Source organism: Shewanella sp. SM55 (assembly GCF_025654025.1).
GTDB classification, from domain to species: domain Bacteria; phylum Pseudomonadota; class Gammaproteobacteria; order Enterobacterales; family Shewanellaceae; genus Shewanella; species Shewanella oncorhynchi.
This window is the reverse complement of record NZ_JAKKRS010000001.1, coordinates 603,167-623,254: the sequence shown is the minus strand read 5'-3', so window position 1 is coordinate 623,254 and position 20,088 is coordinate 603,167. Positions and strand designations below refer to the sequence as shown.

The 20,088-nt window shown below is 46.1% G+C and carries 15 protein-coding genes; 8 read left to right on the top strand and 7 right to left on the bottom strand.

Features of this window, described 5'->3' with window-relative positions:
- Positions 1-115: 115 nt before the first annotated feature.
- The gene (locus L5L91_RS02705) at positions 116-1,129 is read left to right on the top strand and encodes a succinylglutamate desuccinylase/aspartoacylase family protein (protein WP_263235620.1); all 1,014 of its coding nucleotides are present in this window, start codon (positions 116-118) and stop codon (positions 1,127-1,129) included.
- Between the two features lie 33 nt (positions 1,130-1,162).
- On the opposite strand, the gene L5L91_RS02700 is transcribed toward L5L91_RS02705, so the two are convergent.
- On the bottom strand, positions 1,163-3,190 hold the full coding sequence (locus tag L5L91_RS02700; protein WP_263235619.1) for a methyl-accepting chemotaxis protein: 2,028 nt from the start codon (positions 3,188-3,190) through the stop codon (positions 1,163-1,165).
- Positions 3,191-3,397: 207 nt separating this feature from the next.
- Between L5L91_RS02700 and L5L91_RS02695 the strand changes: the two genes are divergently transcribed.
- The 3 genes from L5L91_RS02695 (at position 3,398) to L5L91_RS02685 (ending at position 5,308) form a co-directional block, all read left to right on the top strand.
- Positions 3,398-4,024 carry a fumarylacetoacetate hydrolase family protein gene (locus L5L91_RS02695; RefSeq protein WP_263235618.1) on the top strand — a complete coding sequence of 209 codons (627 nt, stop codon included), beginning with the start codon at positions 3,398-3,400 and terminating at the stop codon, positions 4,022-4,024.
- Between the two features lie 23 nt (positions 4,025-4,047).
- Positions 4,048-4,659: a Crp/Fnr family transcriptional regulator gene (locus L5L91_RS02690; RefSeq protein ID WP_219250153.1), complete on the top strand. Its 612-nt coding sequence runs from the start codon at positions 4,048-4,050 to the stop codon at positions 4,657-4,659.
- A 139-nt stretch (positions 4,660-4,798) separates the two neighbouring features.
- Entirely contained in the window at positions 4,799-5,308 is a 510-nt protein-coding gene (locus tag L5L91_RS02685) for a YgjV family protein (protein WP_028760654.1), read from the top strand.
- Positions 5,309-5,438: 130 nt separating this feature from the next.
- Here the strand turns inward: L5L91_RS02685 and L5L91_RS02680 are convergent, their stop codons facing one another.
- The 4 genes from L5L91_RS02680 to L5L91_RS02665 form a co-directional block, all read right to left on the bottom strand.
- Complete coding sequence (locus L5L91_RS02680) at positions 5,439-5,681, bottom strand: hypothetical protein (protein ID WP_219250154.1); 243 nt, start codon at positions 5,679-5,681, stop codon at positions 5,439-5,441.
- A gap of 194 nt (positions 5,682-5,875) precedes the next feature.
- Positions 5,876-8,611 carry a family 20 glycosylhydrolase gene (locus L5L91_RS02675; RefSeq protein ID WP_263235617.1) on the bottom strand — a complete coding sequence of 912 codons (2,736 nt, stop codon included), beginning with the start codon at positions 8,609-8,611 and terminating at the stop codon, positions 5,876-5,878.
- Positions 8,612-8,727: 116 nt separating this feature from the next.
- Positions 8,728-9,603: an ROK family protein gene (locus tag L5L91_RS02670; protein WP_263235615.1), complete on the bottom strand. Its 876-nt coding sequence runs from the start codon at positions 9,601-9,603 to the stop codon at positions 8,728-8,730.
- A complete protein-coding gene (locus tag L5L91_RS02665) occupies positions 9,600-10,892 on the bottom strand; it encodes an MFS transporter (protein ID WP_263235613.1) in 1,293 nt (430 codons plus the stop codon). The genes L5L91_RS02670 and L5L91_RS02665 overlap by 4 nt, the downstream gene beginning before the upstream one ends.
- A gap of 522 nt (positions 10,893-11,414) precedes the next feature.
- Between L5L91_RS02665 and L5L91_RS02660 the strand changes: the two genes are divergently transcribed.
- A complete protein-coding gene (locus L5L91_RS02660; protein ID WP_263235611.1) occupies positions 11,415-12,344 on the top strand; it encodes an AraC family transcriptional regulator in 930 nt (309 codons plus the stop codon).
- 9 nt (positions 12,345-12,353) lie between these two features.
- On the opposite strand, the gene L5L91_RS02655 is transcribed toward L5L91_RS02660, so the two are convergent.
- Together L5L91_RS02655 and L5L91_RS02650 are read right to left on the bottom strand one after the other, a co-directional pair.
- The gene (locus tag L5L91_RS02655; protein WP_263235610.1) at positions 12,354-13,916 is read right to left on the bottom strand and encodes a tryptophan halogenase family protein; all 1,563 of its coding nucleotides are present in this window, start codon (positions 13,914-13,916) and stop codon (positions 12,354-12,356) included.
- Between the two features lie 67 nt (positions 13,917-13,983).
- Complete coding sequence (locus L5L91_RS02650) at positions 13,984-16,620, bottom strand: TonB-dependent receptor (RefSeq protein ID WP_263235609.1); 2,637 nt, start codon at positions 16,618-16,620, stop codon at positions 13,984-13,986.
- A gap of 623 nt (positions 16,621-17,243) precedes the next feature.
- Between L5L91_RS02650 and L5L91_RS02645 the strand changes: the two genes are divergently transcribed.
- The 3 genes from L5L91_RS02645 to L5L91_RS02635 all read left to right on the top strand — a co-directional run bounded on the left by L5L91_RS02645 (position 17,244) and on the right by L5L91_RS02635 (position 19,907).
- Entirely contained in the window at positions 17,244-18,383 is a 1,140-nt protein-coding gene (locus L5L91_RS02645; protein ID WP_263235608.1) for a polysaccharide deacetylase family protein, read from the top strand.
- A gap of 213 nt (positions 18,384-18,596) precedes the next feature.
- On the top strand, positions 18,597-19,373 hold the full coding sequence (locus tag L5L91_RS02640) for a hypothetical protein (RefSeq protein WP_263235607.1): 777 nt from the start codon (positions 18,597-18,599) through the stop codon (positions 19,371-19,373).
- Positions 19,374-19,502: 129 nt separating this feature from the next.
- On the top strand, positions 19,503-19,907 hold the full coding sequence (locus tag L5L91_RS02635) for a DUF3224 domain-containing protein (RefSeq protein WP_131525327.1): 405 nt from the start codon (positions 19,503-19,505) through the stop codon (positions 19,905-19,907).
- The last annotated feature ends 181 nt before the right edge of the window (positions 19,908-20,088 follow it).

Genomic DNA, 20,088 nt, shown 5'->3' with positions numbered 1-20,088 from the left:
ATCCCACTTTAGTCTTTAAAGTAGGCTGATATGCAATAGCGGATCATTTTGGCAAAAATGCGGTAAACATGAGCCAACCGCGCGGGATAACATTTGATAGAACAAGGGAGTTGCCATGGTAAAAAGACGTGAAGCATTTGAATTAGCGGGAAAACGAGTCACAGCTGGGACGCAATTAGGGATCAAGCTGCCAGCCGCTAAGTTGTATACCGATACGCAACTCGATATTCATGTGGAAGTGTTTCACGGAGCCAAACTTGGCCCGACTTTACTGGTTTGTGCCGCTATTCATGGGGATGAACTCAATGGTATCGAAATTTGTCGGCGTTTATTAGCCAGAGTGAATCCCAAGAATCTGACGGGCACGTTAATTGTGGTGCCAATAGTGAATGTGTTTGGTTTTATTCAGCAATCCCGTTATTTACCCGATCGTCGCGATTTAAATCGTTGCTTTCCTGGTTCTAGCAAAGGGGCGCTCGCAAGCCGTTTAGCTAATCTGTTTGCCACTCAGTTATTAGTTCATGCAACCCATGTGATTGATTTACATACAGGGGCCGTCCATAGGGATAATTTGCCGCAAATTCGCTGTGATACTAATGATGAGACTATGCTGGCCATGGCGAATGCCTTTGGTGCGCCGCTTATTATGCATTCTAAAGCGCGCAGTGTTTCTATGCGAGGTTATGCTAATCAACAGGGCATTCCTTGCATTTTATATGAGGCTGGAGAGGCGTTACGTTTTAGCGAGTTGTCGATAAAATCTGGCCTCAAAGGTGTGCTCAATGTGATGCGCAGTTTAGATATGCTTAAAGGGCGAGTGAGTAACAAAGGCGCGAGTGTCAGTGCTATTCGCAGTTATTGGGTGCGCAGTGAATCCGATGGTTTAGTGAATATGAAGCTTAAACTCGGCCAGCGGGTGACTAAGGGTTATATCATTGCCCATATCGTCAGCCCCCACGGCGGTGACAGTGTGGCCATTCGCGCGCCAACCGACGGTATTATCATAGGAATAAGTAATATCCCTGTGACTAACGAAGGTGAGGGTATGTTTCATATCGCCCAGTTCGAAGGTGACGAAATTGAAATTGCCAACGAACAACTCGATGAATTCCTGATGGAATATGCCTAGAATCTAGAATCTAGAATCTAGGTCCCATCACCTCTACAGTTTAAACCGCTCCACTGAGCTGGTGAGTGAATGGGCAAGCAGAGTGACTTCGTTGCTGCGTTTGGCCATGTCCATGGCTTCATTGGCATTTTGGTCTGCAGATTGTGCCGCCTCACTCATGCTCGACTCAATCCGTTGGCTGTAATCTAACTGCTCGTGGGCGGCGTGGGTGATCTCTAGACTCATTTTATTGAGGGTATGTAAGGTGCTTTCTATGTGAGCGATAGCATCCTGCAGGATTTGGCTTTGTCCGACACACTCATTTGCTTGATTTTGCCCCGTAGTAATTGCATCGGCTGCCGTGGACGTTTCTTTTTGCAGGGCCGTGATCATGGTTTGAATTTCGGCGGTGGCGGCTTGGGTGCGTGAGGCAAGTGATCGCACTTCATCGGCCACGACGGCAAAACCACGACCATGTTCCCCCGCTCTGGCGGCTTCAATGGCGGCGTTCAGTGCCAGCAAATTGGTTTGTTCGGCAATGCTGCTAATGGTGGTTAAAATGCTGCCAATATTATCGCTTTGAATGCTCAAGCGAGACATGACTTCAACTGAGCTACTTAAACGGGCGCTCAGTTCGGCAATTTTATTGCGATTATCATCGGCAATTTGCTTCACTTGATTACCGTATTTCGAGGCTTGACTGATTTGTCTCGCCGACTCACTGGCCTGTTCTGTCACTAGATTTGAGCTAGTAAACATCTGTTCTGCCAAGGCTTTCGTTTCATCGACTCGACTGATTTGCGCCGTTGCGGCATTGGCGATGCGCTGGCCTTGCTCATTGGTTTGCGTGGCAGAGCTGTCCAATGAATGGGCATTTTGGCTGATATTGGTTAACAGCTTGGCAAGATCGTCACTCAAGGTATTCATGTTATCGATTAAGGCACCAAATTCATCGTTATGACGTTTATGAATGCGTTTAGATAAATCCCCTCGGGCGATACTGGCGAGTGCGCCGTTCACTAAGGCCAAGGGATTGAGCATGGCCTTGGAGGTGAAGAAAGAGATAAAGCTCACCATGATGATAAATACCAGTGCTAGTACAATCGCTAAGGTTTGACCCTGTTGAATATCATTACTGGCGATGGTTTGCAGGCTGGTAAATCGGCGGTCGGCTAAGTTGATTAACTTATCTAAGGCGAGATTATTCGCATTAAACTCTTTATCGGCATCGAGGTAATGTTGCTCTGCTTGTCGTTGTGCCTCAACTACGGCTTCCTGCACTTTATAAAGTTCGGCAGGCGCTGCGAGTAAAGTATTGATAATCGCATATTCTTGCTCGAATATTTGCAGTAATCCTAAGGTATCAAGCCCATCAGTTTGTTGTTTTAAAAAGGTAAAGTTAGTGGTGAGATTTCCCAGTAAAATACCGACATCCTGTTGGTGCGATTGAATAACATCCAAACTTTGAGTGTGGATCAGTTCCCCCATAGTGTTGGCTAGTGTATAGAGCATGTCGTCAATGCGAGTACCTGTGCCGACAATTTCTTCGAGTAAAGTCGGATTATCGGGGATGGAAAGAGTTTCGAGATCAATCATCGCATTACTGGCGTTGGTCTTGGCATGGTTAAAGCGCTCAAAGAGTTGCAGGTACTGCCGTTTTGCTTGTTCATTGGCGAGTTTAGCGCTAAACATGGCTTGGCTTTGCTGCAAATAGGCTTGGTATCTTGCCTGCGCTTCGTTTAGGGATGTTTGCATCTTAGGTTGATCTGCAACTCGCTCAATTAACTCATTTTCGATACTTTGATATTTCTTCTGCAGCGCGGTAAATGCTTGCTGACTTTTGGTTAAGGCGGCAGTGTCTTGCTGACTATGGGCTAAGGTGGCAAGGCGTGACATTTTTAATAGCACTAGTTGTAAGCTATTACTCTGCTTTTGCACGGGTACGGCTAAGGTTTCAATATTTTGATAGGCGGTTTGTACTTGGGAGAGTGAATAGTAGAAAAAGCTACTACCAGCGATGAGCAGCGCGCCAATTGCACTAAAACTAAAGATGATTTTTTGTTTTATGGTAAGCGTTAACATAGTGCGAAAACCTCTTCTATGACTGTCCCTGTAAAATGGGTTTATTAATGGTTAGATCGCTGTTTTCGTTGAAATATTGATTTAAGTGTAGCAGAGTTCGTCATAAGTACAGTGATTAGTTCAATTGAACGTTTAGATTTAATTTAGGTTAACTAGTTGGTTTTATTATTTAAAATTATTTCAACCCTATCTTGAAAAGGATTAAAGATGAAATCAGTCGTGTTAGGTGAAAACCTTATCGTACCGACAAAAATTCTCTGCATTGGGCGTAACTATGTTGAGCATATCCATGAATTAGGTAACGAAATCCCCGAGGATATGGTGGTATTTTTAAAGCCCAACTCGGCCATTTCGACTGTGCTTCATTCTGAGCATCAAGGGGAAACCTTGCATTATGAAACCGAGCTGTGTTTTATGTTTCAAAATGGCCGTTTCAGTAGCGTCGCCGTCGGTTTAGATCTCACAAAACGTGATTTGCAAACTAAGTTAAAAGCTAAGGGATTACCTTGGGAGCGAGCAAAAGCCTTCGATGGTGCTGCGTTATTCAGTCCGTTTGTAGCGATTGATGATGCAGAGGCACAGCTGTATTTCACCTTGAGTATCAACGATAACTTGATGCAAGAGGGGCATATCGATTTAATGATTTACAAACCTCAGACCATATTGTCCGAGCTACAGGCATTTATCAGTCTCGATGAGGGTGATATTGTAATGACAGGCACGCCCAAGGGCGTGGGAAGCATTCCCGCTAAAAGTGTATTTAACGTCACGCTGAGCCGTGGCCTGCAAGCGAGTGCTGAACCCTTACTCGAATGGCAGTGGTTAAGTGTTTAGTGATAAATCGCTGAGTTGCTCGCATGATTGAACCTGATGACGTAAAAAAGACTGCTGTATTGCAGGTGCCAACTTGCCAGCCACTGCAACAATATTTGATTGCGTTAGGGGCGAGTCAAGCTGCTGTTGAACGTTACTTACCACAGTTTAAAGCGTTGAACGTGCCGGCAGGAGAGGTGCTTCTTGGCCAAGGAGATGAGCAGTCACAGGCATATTTTGTTGTGGATGGTATCGTGCGCGCTTGCCATTATACTCAGGAGGGCATAGAGCGCTGTAAGGAGTTTTATTTCGAGGGTGAACTGTGTTTTTTGTATGTCAGTTGGCTTAAGCAAATTCCCGCTCGTTACCAATTAGAGGCCTTAAGCGCCTGTAAACTTATCCAAATGCCGTTATCTGTGTTGGATGATACTTCGCTGCAGTCAGTGCAACTTGGGTTACTTAAACAGCAATTATTGTATAAAGAACAAAAGGAAGCCTTTTTACTGCTGCACACACCTGAGCAACGTTATCTGTATTTACGCGAACATTCACCACTTTGGCTTGAGCGGTTAAGCCAAGGTCAGCTAGCTAATTATATTGGCATTACGGCAATCAGTTTGTCGCGTATGCGTAGACGACTTCAAGACTCTCTTTAACGGTTTTTGCTCCCAGTTAACTTAAGTTAATGCGCTAAAGCGCGATTCCCATGATGCTGCGCCTTAAGTTGCGCTCTCAAGTCTGTAAGGCTTTCAATCAGAGTGCGCATTATTACTTAAAGCGAAGGAGCTTAATAAGTTGACTGCGTTTACTTTGTCTCAAATTTTGGTGGCGATAGCAATTATCTTCGATCTGATTTCGTTTCAATTTAAGGCGCGGGAGCGGATAGTCGCTTGTCTTTTTGTGTCTGGCATCTTGATTTCAATTCATTTTTGTTTGCTGGAGCAATGGACTGCCGCAGGCTTAATGGGCATAGCCACAGTGCGTTATCTGACCAGTATTTTTACCACCTCAAAAGTAGCCCTATGGTGTTTCTCTATTGCTGCACTTGTGATGAGCATTGTGACCTTTAATGGGGTAACGACTGTGATCAGTTGTATAGGCACCTTGTTTCAAACCCGCGCCGCATTCTGTCAAAGGGATAAAGATCTCAGACTGCTTATGATAGTCGGAACCAGTTTTTGGCTCGTTCACAATGCCTTAGTGGGATCGCCTGTGGCAGTGTTAATGGAGGTACTCTTTATTGGCAGTAATTTGGTGGGCTATTATCGACACTATTTTCGTGGGCAGCTTAAGCAACTGCCGTGATCAGTTTAAATAATCTCATTGATAATTAGAGAGATATTTATTTTATAACGGCTAATCACAGGGGACTGTTGTAATCGTCGCTTGGCCGCCGATGTGAAGCTAATGCCAGTGTGGGTTGGCTCTGGAATGATTAGAGTCCCGCGACGGCTTCCATATCGAGTTCGATATCTGTGCAGCCTTTAGCACAGTAGATCCCTGCCGCTAGTTCTGCTTTTGCCTGCTCTGGCAATATCACTTTAAGTGTCTGTTTACAGCTAGGACATTGCACTGGCTTACCTTTAAATACCCGTTTAATCAGATTTTTCTGCTCATTGAACGAGGTCGCTGTGGTTTGATTTAACACGGCAAAGGGGCTAGTAGAAGCAGTTGTCATCGGTTGGCAGATCCTTAGGCTTGATAAAGTGTTATCACGAGAGTGTCATCGCGAATAGCGAGATTATAGCCTGAGTTGCGCGGTTATTGAAAAGCCTCAATGTAAGCTTGTGCCTAACCCATCGACCAGTGGTATTAATAGTCAATTAACGTATCGACCATCACATACGATGGCCGACATTATGCGAGAAACGACTAGAGGGTGTTTTGCCAAGTCGATGGGCGAGAGTAACGCGCGCCATCTTTGACTCTGGCGCGGATGTGTTTGACATCATTAAGCTTGAAAGCTTGGCGGTAACTTAGCCAAGGTCCTGAGTCGAGTTGGTATTCCAGCTCGGCATTGGGATATAAGCTATTGAGCACTAACTGCTGATGTTCAACACGTATCCCAGGCGGTGATATGCGATAGAAAATTCCCGCTTTAGCTAACTTAGGTTGTACCTTATTGGCATAAACCGCGGCGAAAATTTGCCAATCCTGTTTGAGCACTTGCTCGGCTTGGCCATTGAGTTGGCGGGCAAAATGTTGAGTTTGCTGGCTATAGATTTTACCTTGATAATCATAGGCCAATTCCCATGGTGCCTTATGCCATGCCCGTTCGGCGAGGGCGACCATGCGCGGGAATAACATGTATTCTGCTTGCTCGTCCGATTGCACCATTTCGCTCCAAAGATGCCCCTGCAAGCCGTAAAAACCGTGTCCCGGTTTGAGCTGGCTGCGGCTATCGTCCGACACAAATGGCTGATTTAAGCTATTGTGCCAGCGCTCAGCATGGGCTGGCAGATTATCGGGCATAAAGCTAAACACCTTAAAACTGTCTATTGCCCTCGAGGCCCAATGATTGCCGCGCTCATCTGGATGGCTAGCGTAGGGGAAATCGAAATAGGTGACTTCTGGCGTTGAGATAACGACCTTCCAGCCAAGATTTGCTTGCTTATGGGCGATTTGATGGCCGTTGTCTGAAATCTGCGACCAAGCGTTAGATTGCACTTGGGCGGGCATGTTTTCGGGACGCACTTCACCCATACCATCATTCCAACCAGCGGCAATAATCCCTTTCTCCGCCAGCATGTTAGCAACGCGCTCGATAAAGTAACCATTGAGCGAATGCAGTCCGGCTAACTCATCGACTTTTTGTTTTTTCATTGCGATACACGAGGGAGAGTCGACCCATGCGCCTGCGGTTTCATCGGCGCCTATGTGGTAATGCACTAAAGGAATGCCTACGGCTTGGTGCATCTTTTTAACTTCATCAATCACAGTATCGATAAAGTGATAGGTGCTCGGCAGACACACATTGAGTGTGTTGTCGTGGTAATACTGAATCGACGAATATTGGGTTTTATCTGTAAATTCAGTCAGTAAAAACTCCTCCGCCTTAGCTTTGTCTCCCTTGGTGAGGTAATGGTGATAACGCGCCTCCATGGATTTTATTGCGGCGCGTGAATGCCCCGGCATGTCCAGTGAAGGGATCACTTCGATATGGTGAGCATCAGCCAGTTGTAATATTTCTTGGTATTGCACCACGGTTAAGTAGCCATCGACGGGGTTAACGTCCGCTATGCTACTGCCCAGTTGTGGCAATAAACAGGTTTGCTCGGTTAAATCGAAACAGCGTTTTGCACCCACATCGGTCAGTTCGGGTAAGCCGGGGATGGCTAAACGCCAGCCTTCATCGTCGGCTAAGTGCAAGTGCAGCTTATTGATTTTATAGGCGGCGAGCTGTGGGATAATGCGTTTAATAAAATCGAGCGAGTGAAAGTTACGGGCTAAATCGATATGTAGGCCGCGAAAGGCGTAGCGAGGCTGGTCTTGAATATCGATGGCGACCAGTTGATCGTCACTTAAACTGATCAACCCAGCTAGGCTCTGTAGGCCATAGAAGAGTCCCGCCTCAGTGCCCGCTCGAATACTGATTTGTTCAGTCGTTATGGTTAACCGATAGGCTTCGCTGCTTTTAATTTCACTATCATGGGCTTCAGTGCTTGCGACTTTAGGTGCTTGAGTATCGAGTTGCAATAATAGCGGCGTGCCTTTGTCCTTGGCCGAAAAGCCTAAAGAATCGAGGTAATCAAATGCCGCCTGCCGTCCCTTAAAATCGACAGTTGCAGCCGTGAGTCGATAACCTTTAGCAAGGGATAAAGGCGCTGAGTTTAGGCTTTGGCTATGAAGTGGCGTGGGGATGAGTTTGCCGCTAATGTCAGGTGCCTTGTCTGCGGCTAAGGCTTGATATTGCTCGGCTAAATACTGGCCATCGGCAAAGGGGGTTGCATCGTTTTTTGCTAGTAAGAATTGTTTCTCTGCATTAAAGGGCGCCAGGTAGTCTTGATCGGCTAAACCTGTTTCTTTATCGCGCCTTGTTTGAGTGCTCTTTATGACCTGCGCTTTATCACCCATAGCGACAAAGAAGTTTGGCATAAACTCGGAACGGGTGATTTGGCTACCTTGGCTATAAAACTCAATACGATAAACTTGATTGGCGACGAAGCCCTTAAAGCTGGCTTTAGGAGTGATTTTATGTAAATCGCCATTGATATGCTCAATGCTAAAGTCACCCGCATCGACGAAATAAACGGGCGATAATTGGCTGAAATAAATTTGCCAGTCGCCGTGATTTAACTCTTCGCTGGATAACTTGTCGTTGGATAACTGAGTGGGCAGGGTTAGCTCAATGGCGGAGCGATAGCATTGGGCTTCTTTAGCGGGACAGGTTTCAAGATAACTAGCGGTTAACTGATAATTTAATTGGAGCTTATCGGCCAATTGATTCAGCGCGACATGATTTGCCTCCTGCACGGCATTGGCGGCCTGTACTGATGGCATAACAAGTATTGAAAGCACAGGCATCGCGGGAAGCACGGCCATTACGCCGCTGATTAAGGCCGTCTTAATCCTCTGCCACTTTATTTTCCCTTTCGTTAGTCCTTTCACTTAGCTAAGTCCTTTTGTTGTAAAAACCATTGCGCCGCGCCAATTAATTGCTGGAGCATTGTGATGTTAGTTAAAATCGCTTGATTTCTGTTGTTGTAAAAACCACTGCGCCGCGCCTATGAATTGCTGGAGCATTGTGATGTTGGTTGAACTTGCTTGATTTTCTGTTGTTGTAAAAACCATTGTGCCGCTCCGATCAGTGCTGCATTGTGATGTTGGCTGGCTGAAATCGTCAAGTCTGTCAGTTGCGGGCCATAGACTAAGCTTTGCAATTTCTGTTTAAGCGCTTCAATAAAAAAGGGAAAGCTTTGGCTGACTGAGCCGCCAAGGATGATATCTTTGGGATCGTATACCAGTAAGGTTTGGGCGATCATGTGCGCCAAGTGTTCGCCAAAATGGGCGAAGGCTTGTAGCGCTTGGCTGTCACCTTCACAGGCTTTTTGGTACAAATGCTCGCCACTCATGTGATGATGAGTGGTGAAGTATTGCCCCGAGCAGTAGTGCTCAATAATGCCATCACGATAACTCAAACTACCTATTTCACCTGCGGCGCAATGTTTACCCGAATACAGCTGACCATTAAAAATCACCCCAGCGCCTACGCCAGTGCCTAAGGTAATCCCGAGCATGTCTTGATTGTGATTGAGTACAGCTTCGCCGAGGGCAAAGAGGTTAGCGTCGTTATTCACAACAACATCCATTTCAAAGGTATTTTTAAGCTGCTGAGCCAACTGCGTTGCCGTTAATGCAGGGATGTTGAGCACTTCGAGTAAAGTGCCGCTGTGCATATCCACCATGCCGGGCACCCCGATGGAAATACCATAGGTTTCAGGCGTGAGGTGGCTGTGGATACAGGTCACGAGGAAATCTAATAATTGTTCAAAATTGCCATCGGCGGGAACAGGATACCGCCAAGTGTCGAGTAAGGTTTTACCTTCCACCTGTGCCAACATCAGTTTAGTTCCCCCAAGATCTAAACATAGGACGCTCATAATAGCTTGTTGCCTCTCGTGTTGTTTGTTGCCATAGGAACGGCATCCTTTGATGCCGCTTTCGCTGAGAACAGGGTAGTGTTTTTAATCAAGGGACGAGCCGTTAGGGCCACATAACCTATGTAAGCCATAGGGATTAACAGCACTAACATCCCGAGCCGTAACTCGCCGGATAGCTCGCTGATAAAACCAATGATCGGCGAGATAAACGCGCCGCCGATAATGCCAGTACAGAGAATGCCGGCGAATGATCCATGATCTTGAGTGCGCGAATTGAGCGCCAACGAGAAGATCACCGACCACATGATAGAAATGAAAAAGCCAACCAATGGGAAACAAATTAATGCTAGTTGGCTCGGTCCCCAAATCGCCACTAGAAAACAAACCAGTGAACTAAGGGAAAAACTGAGCAGCAAGATCTGACTGTCGATAAGTTTAAGTAGCAGTAAACCGAGTAGGCAGCCGAGCGTCATGTAAAACCAAAAATCGCTAACCACATTGGCGCCGACACTTAAGGTGTCAAGACCATGATATTGTGACAAAAATACTGAGATACTGTTAGCAAGTCCTTGCTCAAGCGCAACGTAGGCGGCGATAGCGAAGAAGAATTTCAAAACGGTTTTATCTTTGAAAAGGCGTAAATGGGTCTCGAGGGCACCTGCCGACTCATCTGCCAATTTATCCACTTTGGGCATCTTCACTAGGCTGGCAAAGAGCACCATGGCGAGTGCGACCACGGCAAATAACCAGTACATGGCGAGCCAACTCATGTTCTCGGGCAATAGCTGTTGCACATAGTTGGCTGATGCTGCACTGGCTTGATCTAAGGCGACAAAATGCTGATACACCAGCGGCGCTAAGGTCGCGGCGCCGCCAAAGGCAAGTTGGGCCAGTACGGAGAAAAAGGCAAAATGCTCTGGCCCCGCAGCTTGTCGCAATAAGGGATTGACTGCCACCTGCAATAAGCTCATGCCAGTGCCAATACAAAATAGGCTAAACATAGCGATGCTAAAGGTAGGGAAACACACAAAAGTGACGGCGCCGATAAACGCGAGGCTAAAGGCTAAGATGATCACCCGCTTTTCACCGTACTTGTCTACTAAAATCCCCGCAGGAATCGATGTCACTCCGTAGGCGATAAAAAATGCAAAGGGAAACAACCCCGCCAACGTCAGGCCGATAGCATAACTGTCAATTAATGCAGGGAAAATCGGCCCCATGCTGTTGGTCATCAAGGAAATCACAAAGAAAGTACAGAGGACAAACAGAATGATGAGTTTGTGTTTCATGTGCTTAGCCAATTGAATTAAGTGAAATTCATTGTGGCTTGACGCTCGCCTTGGTGGTGATACGAATGGTGCCTCTGTCGATACTTTTCTCACATAGTCAAATCGTGTTCGCGCTGATTGGGCTGATTTACATCAGGTGCAGTTAATACGGGCTGTAGATACTTATAGATACTGGCTATAGATATGAGTTGCAGCTGCTACGGATGGGCATAGGTAAAACTGTGTTTTTGTATCTGCTGATAAGGTGTTTACTTGTAAAATAGTTACCTTTAATTAACATTGGATAGAATAGTATTAGAGTAACGGAGTTGAGTATCACTGTAGGGCTGACTTGCTATAGACAATAGTACGCGAGGCACAGCGATTTGTCTGCGCTAATAGTCCAAGGCTGGCATTAAAAATAAGGTCTAAGTAATTGAATAATTTAACAGGATGGCATAACGGCTAGCTTGAGTGAATGGTGTTGAACTATAAGAGCTGATTGAAGCTTAGGTAAAGGAATGAGCAATTGGAGTTTAATGGATGAAACCTCTGTGTGAAAAAGTGATCCCCGATGAAAACAGCTCTTGGCGTTACTTTCGTTATGAATGGGACCACATGGATCTCAATTGGCATTATCACCCCGAGTACGAAATCTGCTTAACCCTCAACAGTTATGGTATGCGTTATGTGGGCGACCATATTGCCCGCTATGGCGATTATGATTTAGTGATCATAGGTCCCGACATGCCCCACGGCTGGCAATCCGAGGCTAACCTTGGTGTTTCAATTGACGAGATATCAAATGGCAACGCGCTAAAAGACGACACTTCGAATGCAAGAGTGCAGGAAGTTGTTTATGTGGCACAAATTCCAGCGGTCTGGCTACACCAAATTGTGAATGAGCAACGTGAGTTAGCGTCTTTGCATTCACTTTTGACCCATGCCAAACGAGGTGTGTTGTTTAGTGAGGAAACGGCGCGTAAGGCCCATAGTGTGTTTATCGAAATGGAGACGGCCAATCCTTTTAGACGCTATATTTTGTTATTGGAATTATTAGCGTTATTACAACAGGATAGTCAGCAAGAACTCTTGTCGAGCACCTTGTTTACCCACGGTAGTAAACTCGACTTTACCGTGAAAAAGCTCGATAAAGTGATTGAGCATATTTATGACAATTACACTCAGGCCTTGTCGGCACAGGATTTGGCAAAGTTAGCGCACATGAGCACCAATCATTTCCATCGATTCTTTAAAAAACGCACCGAGAAAACCTTAACTGAGTTTATCAATCAACTCAGGATAGCTAAGGCGTGCAAGTTACTACTTTCAAATCAAAGTCCGATATCAACCATCAGTGATCAGTGTGGTTTCAACAACTTATCCAATTTTAATCGGCGTTTTATTCAATTTAAAGGTGTCACGCCGAGTCGTTTTCGTCAGTGCTTTAGCAGTAAACAAAGGGCAATTTAACCATTCTTATCACGGATGCTTAGGCTGAAAATACTGCTCCACTAAGGTTTGGCTGTAGCGTATTGCTTGCGCCGTGATCTCCGCTGAAATCGGCTCAAATGGGCGTTTCAGTTTTGGGTCGCGGTAATCCATTCCCGCTAACAGCGCATACCAAGAAGGGCGAAAGTAGGCGAGTTGCTGATCGTATTGGTAAAGCAGCAGATCAAAGTCTTCCCCTTGATACCAAGCTTGCAATAGTTGCGTCAGCCTTTGGGAAATGGTGACTTTTCTCGCCGCCAACCAATAGGGTTCGCTGCGCTGGCTGGTGACATAATGGGCCTGAATATAATCCTTTATGCCGAGCACTAACTGCATGACCGCCTGATTGAGTGTTTGTCGACTTAAGGTCTCTGCCTGCTTATTCAATTGATAGCGCTCGAATAACGACATAAATTTTTCAAGGGTGAATTGGGTCATCATGATCGACGTGGCTTCGAGCGGTTCGATAAAACTTTGCGCAAGTCCTATCGCCAGCACATTGTTGTGCCAAGCCTTGTCACTGACTCCGACCCGCATTTTGAGAAACCGTACTTGGGTTGATTCAGGCAGATTAACACTGTGCAACAATTCCTTGGCCGCGGCATTGGCACTGAGGTGGCGACTGCTATAAACATAGCCATTGCCAAGCCTGTGGGTGAGGGGAATTTGCCATAGCCAGCCCGCACTGAGCGCCGTTGCGCGGGTATGGTACTTGGCTTGCTGTGCTTGGGTTTGCAATGCATGGTTTTGTAGATCATGGGTTTGCTGTGTTTGAGTTGAGTCCATTAATGCTGGTACAGGAACAGGTACAGGAACAGTAACGGCGCTGTCGTTGAGCAACTCATCGGCGAAGGATTGAAAGGGCACGCCTAGGGCTTTATGAATTAACTTGGCGCTAAAACCGCTGGCATCGATGAAAAAGTCGGCGCTCAGCCGTTCGCCATTCGCCAGGATCAGCGTCTCAATCTGCTGGTTTTGAGAGGTTGACACCTCGACCACATCAGCAATGATCTGCCGTACGCCGCGTTGGCAGGCATAATCTTTTAAGTAGTTGGCCAGCTCAGTCGCATCGAAGTGATAGCCGTATTCGTTAGCACTTGGCAGAGTTTTTTGTGCCATAGGACTGAGATTACGTTTGGCCAACACACCGCTGGAGAAAAACGCATCGGGTTTAACGGCACTGCCATGCCCTCGGCGCCTCGCATTGGCGTTGATAAAAAAGACTTCGGCGGGTTTTACATCCATTTGAAAATAGAAGGGGTGGAAATATTGCTGCCCGTCACCATTCCAATTGATAAAGTCGATGCCGGTTTTATAGCTGGCGTGGCATCGTTCCATCCAATCTTTTTCGCTAATGCCTAAGTTGTCCATAAAGCGTTTTAGGTGTGGCGTTGAACCTTCACCAACGCCTATGGTGCCTATGTTGTCCGATTCCACTAAACAGAGCTCAATGGCGGCAAATACGGGGTTATTCGCGAGGGCTGCCGCTGCCATCCAACCTGCGGTTCCACCCCCTAAGATAATGATTTTTCTGATTGCTTGCTTCACTTTCATGGTTTATCCCCGCTGCATTATCAACGCAAAAAGCCGACCCTAAGGTCGGCTATGGTGTGATTCAAAATTAAAATTTGTAACTGGCACCGACGAAATAACGTGAACCAAATTCGATGGTATTTTGCGTCAATCCATATTTAACATCATAGGATTGCACCACTTCATTGGTTAAGTTAACCCCTTCGAGTGAGATATCTAAGTTCTCCATTGCATGCCAAATAATCGAGGCATCCACTTGTTGATAGCTGTCGTTTAACACGTTTTGAATATTACCTACGCCTAAGTATTCTGAACGCCAGTTATAGGCGATACGGGCGCTGAACAGATCATCTTCGTAGAAGAGTGAACCGTTGAAGGAGTTTTCTGATACGCCTTCAATCATCTGCTCGGTGCCATCAGGGCGAGTGCTTTTACTGTCAACATAGGTGTAGTTGGTTAAGAAGCCAAAACCGCTTTCAAAGTTATGTTGTAGCTGGATTTCAAGCCCAGTAACAGAGCCGCTACCGCCGTTGGCTGGGGCTGTGACACGGCATTTATTCCACTCGGATTCTGACGCGCCGCAACCTTCAATGTACTGAGTCGACTCAGTGACAAATACTACGTTATCAATATCTTTGTAGAACAATGCTGCCGACAGCATAGAAGATTCAGTGAAGTACCATTCGATGCCAAGGTCGGCTTGGTTTGCCTTATAGGGTTTTAAATTTGGATTACCGCCGGTCGCAGTACCAAAGTTTTTCGCTATGGCTAAACCTGGTTTGAGGTCGCTGTAGTTGTTACGCGCCATCACGGCAGAGGCCGAGGCACGTAGGATTAGATCTTTTTGTAGATCGAAGGCGACGTTGATACTCGGTAACCAATTATCGTAATTAACGGATTCATTGTAGGGTTTGCCATCGGCAAAACCGGTTGAGGTTTGGTCTGTGTTAACGTAACGCAAACCAAAGTTACCACGATAGAATTCGCCGCTGAAATCCGCTTGGGCGTACAGGGCCAACATATCCTCTTCGACAGTGAAGGTGTTACCGAGATCGGCGACTTCCACTAACTCGCCATTGGCGTATTTCTCACTGATAAACGCCCACCATTTGTCTTCATCTAACTTGGCATAGGAGTCGAGCACATTGCCACCGCTCTGGGAATGCAGGCCAGACAGTACGCCATCGCTCCAGTTGGCTAGGTTGCCATTAGGCACGAAACCTAGGATTTCTGCGGGGTTACGGTTGAAGGCATTACGCTCGAAATCACTGGTGTTGTACTTAATCCCGACCGCAATTTTATTAATAAAATCATGATCGAGTTGATATTCGAAGTCAGACTGCGCGTAGGTGACTTTATGATCTTGCACTGTGGTTTCGTAGTTGGCTTCCTGCGCATGCTTGAACTGGCTAGCATCGTTGGCATCTAGGCTTGTCAGCACCACTTGATAGGGACCTGTGGCATCGTAACTAAAGCCACCATCGACACTGCCTTGGCCATTAGGGAAGGCGGGATCGCCAATTTTGCCGCCTTGATCCGTCGCAGGGATCCACCAAGAAGATGAGCCGCCTTGGGTGCCGCCATCTGAGGTCGATTGGCCAATGACGCCGCTAAGGGTGAAACTGTCCCCGACGTATTTTCCGGTTAAGTTGAGTACGTCAGACTTCATATTAACCGCGTGGCGTACCACAGGGTTATAAATAATCGACGCATACGCCGGTAGAATCGTTGCCGATGCTGTGCCGCCTTGGGCGTTGTTCACTACGTTGGTGGAGCCTGAACCGCGCGCGCCAACGGTAAGGAAGTTGTGGTTTACGTGGGGGATATCGAGTTCGAAATTAAAGTAATCTAAGGTGAACTCTGTTTTTTCTGTCGGTGCAAATTGCAGTGTGACTTGGGCACTGGTCCGTTCACGCTCTGCCCTAAATGCCTGTGAGCCAATCCCCCACGCCCCGACAGTTGATTCTTGGTCTTGTGCAGGATCGGCAGCGAAGTATTCATAATAACCGCTGAGCGATTCTAATACATGACGACCACTGGTGAGTTTTTCTACTGAGTAAGCGCCTAAAATACCAAATTTTTCATCGTCATTTTTCCAGCTTCCGACGAAAGATCCACTTGGATCTGTTTCATCGTACAGGCTGCTTTGGCTCAACTCACCTGCCACTTGATATGTGTGAGCATCGAGATCTAAGGGCTTACGGGTTTTGAGATCGACAGTGCCGCCCAGCGCACCTTCTTCAAGGCTAGCGGTTGGCGTTTTGTGGACTTCAACCGCACTGACTTGCTCGGCTGACAATAATTCCATGTTGAAGGTACGAGTGGCAGGACCTAGGTCATACCAAGAGGTGCTGGCAACGGTTTGACCGTTCAGCAAAATACGACTCTGTTCTGGCGCTGTACCACGAATGGTGACCCCGCTCACTTCACCGTATTGTCTATCGACCGTCACCCCAGAAATTCGCTGCAGCGCATCACCGATGTTTTTATCGGGAAACTTACCTATGTCTTCCGAGGTGATAGCATCGACCGTGGAGTCGGCGAAGCGTTTGGTATTCATAGAGGCTTCAATCGAGCGACGTATGCCGCGTACTTGGATTACCTCAATATTTTCTGCAGTTGCCTCTTGTTGCTCCGCCGCGACTACGGTTGAGCTCATCCCGAACAAGGCGTTAGCGATACATAATGCGAGCAAAGAGCTCTTAAATAGTTGACCTTCTGACATGTTATTGCATCCCTGTAGTGCTTTTGTGTTGTTTTTTTCTCCAGTTAACTTACCTGTTATCGAATTGTTGATGCGGTACTTTTCACACTAGGATTGGTATTTTTCTATTGTCTTTGAAGCCTTGGGTAAGGGGGATAGTTAATACCAATCGTATTAAATATCTGTTCATTCAGCGGGAATTCAACGCGCTTTAGACAAGGCGAAGGCTTGAAGGCATAGTGGTGCTCTGTCGAAAGCCTTAAACGCAGTATAAAGCGCTTTGCCATGTAGTGAACATCAGCCGCCCTTTGGGAGCCACACAGGCATCCCACTCCGGTGTTGCATTGACTTAAAAGGGAATGACCATTTCTGCGTCAATGCGCCTTGGATTGAAATGCCTGTGAGGTTCTGAACTGATTAGATATTTAATGTGATTGGTATAACTGGGTGCAAAGGCAGGATTTATCGACTTAGCGTAGAAAAGTATGGCTTGTTGCTAGGATGGTATAACTAATGCCAGCGGGATTACTCACTATAGATAAGCTAAACGGATGAGTGAACTCGCTGTCTACAGGTTATGAATTAACCAGTGCGTAAAGAGAACTAACTTATTCATCTTTAAACATTATTTATAGGATGAAATCATGAAACTGAAATCGATAGCCGTTGCAGTTGGGCTTTGTGTTGCAAGCTTGAGTACTGGCTTAAGTGCGGCCTACGCCAGTGATAAAACCATTTACCTTACCTTTGATGATGGTCCAATTGACGCGACTTTAGGGCTGTTAGATGCGTTAAAGGATGCCAATATCAAGGCGACGTTCTTTATAAATGCGTTTCATATGTATGGCGAAGGGGATGAAAACGAGGCGTTAGCGGCTGTCGCCCTACAACGTTTGCTAGACGATGGTCATATTCTGGCAAACCACAGTTACGATCATATGCTGCATAACTGCACTGATGGCGTGCAATCTGGGGCGGCATATTGTAATCAAGTTGGACTCTGGCCTGTAAAATCCTATCAAGATGCGGCCACCGATTTCACCTATTTTGTGACGAACACGGCCAAAGTGGTTGAGCTTATTCCTAATGCCGCCAGTTATCCCAATAACAAGATGACTAAGTTGGCACGTTTGCCTTACACCAATGGTTGGCGAGTGACCAGTAAACTCAAAGGCGACGGCTTGTGTGCGACATCCGATACTGTGCCGCCTTGGGACCCCGCTTTTGCTTGTACCGCAGAAACCTCGACCAACAGTTCGCAAGTTGCGGTGCAAATTCAAAACATGCTCGCCGAGAGTGACTATAAAATATTTGGCTGGGATCTAGACTGGGGACCTGAGGATTGGGGCGTTGCCTTTCCTGCTGAATCCATGACCGATGGGGTTGAGCTGGTGGCAAAAGTCAATCAAGTGATCAACACCTGTGCGGGCACCACAATGAACCCTCTTAACAGTCGCACGCAGAACTTAGATTGTAGTGATGGTTTACATAACGGGAAAGTGGTTATCTTGACCCACGACTTCCTGTTTGAGAATGCTCACCGAGGACAAGGTGCAACCATCAACTTGCCTAAAATTAAGCGTTTTGTTGAAGAAGCTCAACGTCAAGGATATCGTTTTGATACGCTAGATAACTATGCCCCTGCTTGGCAGGAACAGCATAATTATCAACTACCTGAGTTTGTGTCCTATCAAGATAAAATCTATTCCTTAGTGCAAGCGCATTTCTCCCAAAGCAATTGGCAACCAAGCCAAACCCCAGCCTTGTGGAAAAACGAAAAGTAGTGATGTATTGGGCTGAGTATTTACTCAGCCCATCATATTGGTCGAGTAAAAGGCATGTTGCTGAACTTAGCCTGACAAAATTCAAAATAGCGGCATTTTTTACACTTTACCCACTTCGCTTTAACTCAGTATCTGTAATACTGCTCCGACATTGATTTGAAGTTTATCGGTGTTAGAAAAGTAGCGCATAACGAGCGCGATTGGGGAGAGAAGATGAGTACGTTTGTAAAATTAACCATAGCGGCAACCTTAGTGGTATTAGCCTTACTTGCTGCGGGTATTTACCGTTTCAACATGACCAATGATGATATTTATATGGTGATGGAAGATGGTAAGGTCATGCAATACGATGAAGCCATGGCGCATGAAAAAACTCAGGCTCAGGCGAATGAGATCGAAACTGTGACACCTTTTGAGGTAAAGCCTGTGGCGAATGCATCGGAAGTGATGCTCAAACTCTTTAGCTTAAATACCGCCAATCCTGTTGAAATAACGCTGCCTGAGGGCGGCAAGTCCGTTGCACTGACTCATTTTATTAAGATCAAACAAACAGAGTTTGCTATGGGCGACTACCAAGATGGTGAGGTAAAAGGTCGAGCATTACTTGATTACTTACGCATTACACCGTTAAATTTCGATCCCGCTCTAGAGCCGGACACCCAAAGTGACGCACCGATTCAAGATGATCCTAAAATGCAAACTATGCCCTTTGTGGCGCCCTTTATTGTGACGACTCAAGGTTCAGGCATATTTTGGTATCTTGGATTGTTTAATCTGGATTTTAAACACAATAGCTTGAAACACTTAGGCAGTGTCATGCTTGGCGATCGAATCGAGGTGGATAGTATTGAACCTGTTTATCCTTTCGAAGCCCCATTCAAAATTGCTGTGACTTATCGCGATAGAGCGTCTGACCAACCCATGTCTGAAAGCCCTGAAATAGTCAAAACCATAGAGATGATAGTGAGTGAGACCAGCCTACATAAGTAGCGTGTAAATGCCATTATGGATCTGCGCAGGCTTATGCTAAGTTGTTTTTCGGTAAGTGGGTGATGTTTGCTTCAGTAGCAAGCGTTAGCAGGTAATAGGTCAGCATAAGATTTCGACAAGGAGAGTGTCATGCAAGTTAGCAAAATCACTGGGAAATTTGATGTTAAGCTCACTCCTGATAGCCCCTATGCTACTGGCATTGGTGGTGTGACGTTAGGACGTATGGGCTTAGATAAAACCTTTTATGGTGAGCTTGAGGGGCGCAGCAAAGGGGAAATGCTCAGTGCTATGACGTCAGTCAAGGGCTCAGCTGGCTATGTGGCCATTGAACAAGTGGTTGGTAATTTGTGCGGTAAGCAGGGCAGTTTTGTATTACAACATTTTGGCATTATGACCGATGGACAAAATCGTCTGATCTTAGAAGTGGTACCCCATTCTGGGGCGGGGGAGTTGCAGGGGTTAACTGGCACTATGACCATCAATATTGAGAATGGCCAACATTTTTATGCATTCCAGTTTGGCTTTGAAGCTTAGTTTGACTTTGAAGCTTGAATAACACCTGCGTTTTAGCTCAGTTTTCTGTAACTCTTCTCCTTTATGATCATTCGAGTCATCTGAATTCACCCTTCTTAATTTAAGCGAGTAAGTCTTTTCGATTGGGTCTGAAAATGGGCATAAAAAAACCAGCTGAGGCTGGTTTTTTTGATTCTTTTTT

What these genes read in the sequence shown, in the direction of transcription:
- L5L91_RS02705 (WP_263235620.1), top strand. Translation starts at nt 116, where the DNA reads ATGGTAAAAAGACGTGAAGCATTTGAATTAGCGGGAAAACGAGTCACA.
- L5L91_RS02700 (WP_263235619.1), bottom strand. Translation starts at nt 3,190, where the DNA reads ATGTTAACGCTTACCATAAAACAAAAAATCATCTTTAGTTTTAGTGCA.
- L5L91_RS02695 (WP_263235618.1), top strand. Translation starts at nt 3,398, where the DNA reads ATGAAATCAGTCGTGTTAGGTGAAAACCTTATCGTACCGACAAAAATT.
- L5L91_RS02690 (WP_219250153.1), top strand. Translation starts at nt 4,048, where the DNA reads ATGATTGAACCTGATGACGTAAAAAAGACTGCTGTATTGCAGGTGCCA.
- L5L91_RS02680 (WP_219250154.1), bottom strand. Translation starts at nt 5,681, where the DNA reads ATGACAACTGCTTCTACTAGCCCCTTTGCCGTGTTAAATCAAACCACA.
- L5L91_RS02670 (WP_263235615.1), bottom strand. Translation starts at nt 9,603, where the DNA reads ATGAGCGTCCTATGTTTAGATCTTGGGGGAACTAAACTGATGTTGGCA.
- L5L91_RS02665 (WP_263235613.1), bottom strand. Translation starts at nt 10,892, where the DNA reads ATGAAACACAAACTCATCATTCTGTTTGTCCTCTGTACTTTCTTTGTG.
- L5L91_RS02660 (WP_263235611.1), top strand. Translation starts at nt 11,415, where the DNA reads ATGAAACCTCTGTGTGAAAAAGTGATCCCCGATGAAAACAGCTCTTGG.
- L5L91_RS02655 (WP_263235610.1), bottom strand. Translation starts at nt 13,916, where the DNA reads ATGAAAGTGAAGCAAGCAATCAGAAAAATCATTATCTTAGGGGGTGGA.
- L5L91_RS02650 (WP_263235609.1), bottom strand. Translation starts at nt 16,620, where the DNA reads ATGTCAGAAGGTCAACTATTTAAGAGCTCTTTGCTCGCATTATGTATC.
- L5L91_RS02645 (WP_263235608.1), top strand. Translation starts at nt 17,244, where the DNA reads ATGAAACTGAAATCGATAGCCGTTGCAGTTGGGCTTTGTGTTGCAAGC.
- L5L91_RS02640 (WP_263235607.1), top strand. Translation starts at nt 18,597, where the DNA reads ATGAGTACGTTTGTAAAATTAACCATAGCGGCAACCTTAGTGGTATTA.
- L5L91_RS02635 (WP_131525327.1), top strand. Translation starts at nt 19,503, where the DNA reads ATGCAAGTTAGCAAAATCACTGGGAAATTTGATGTTAAGCTCACTCCT.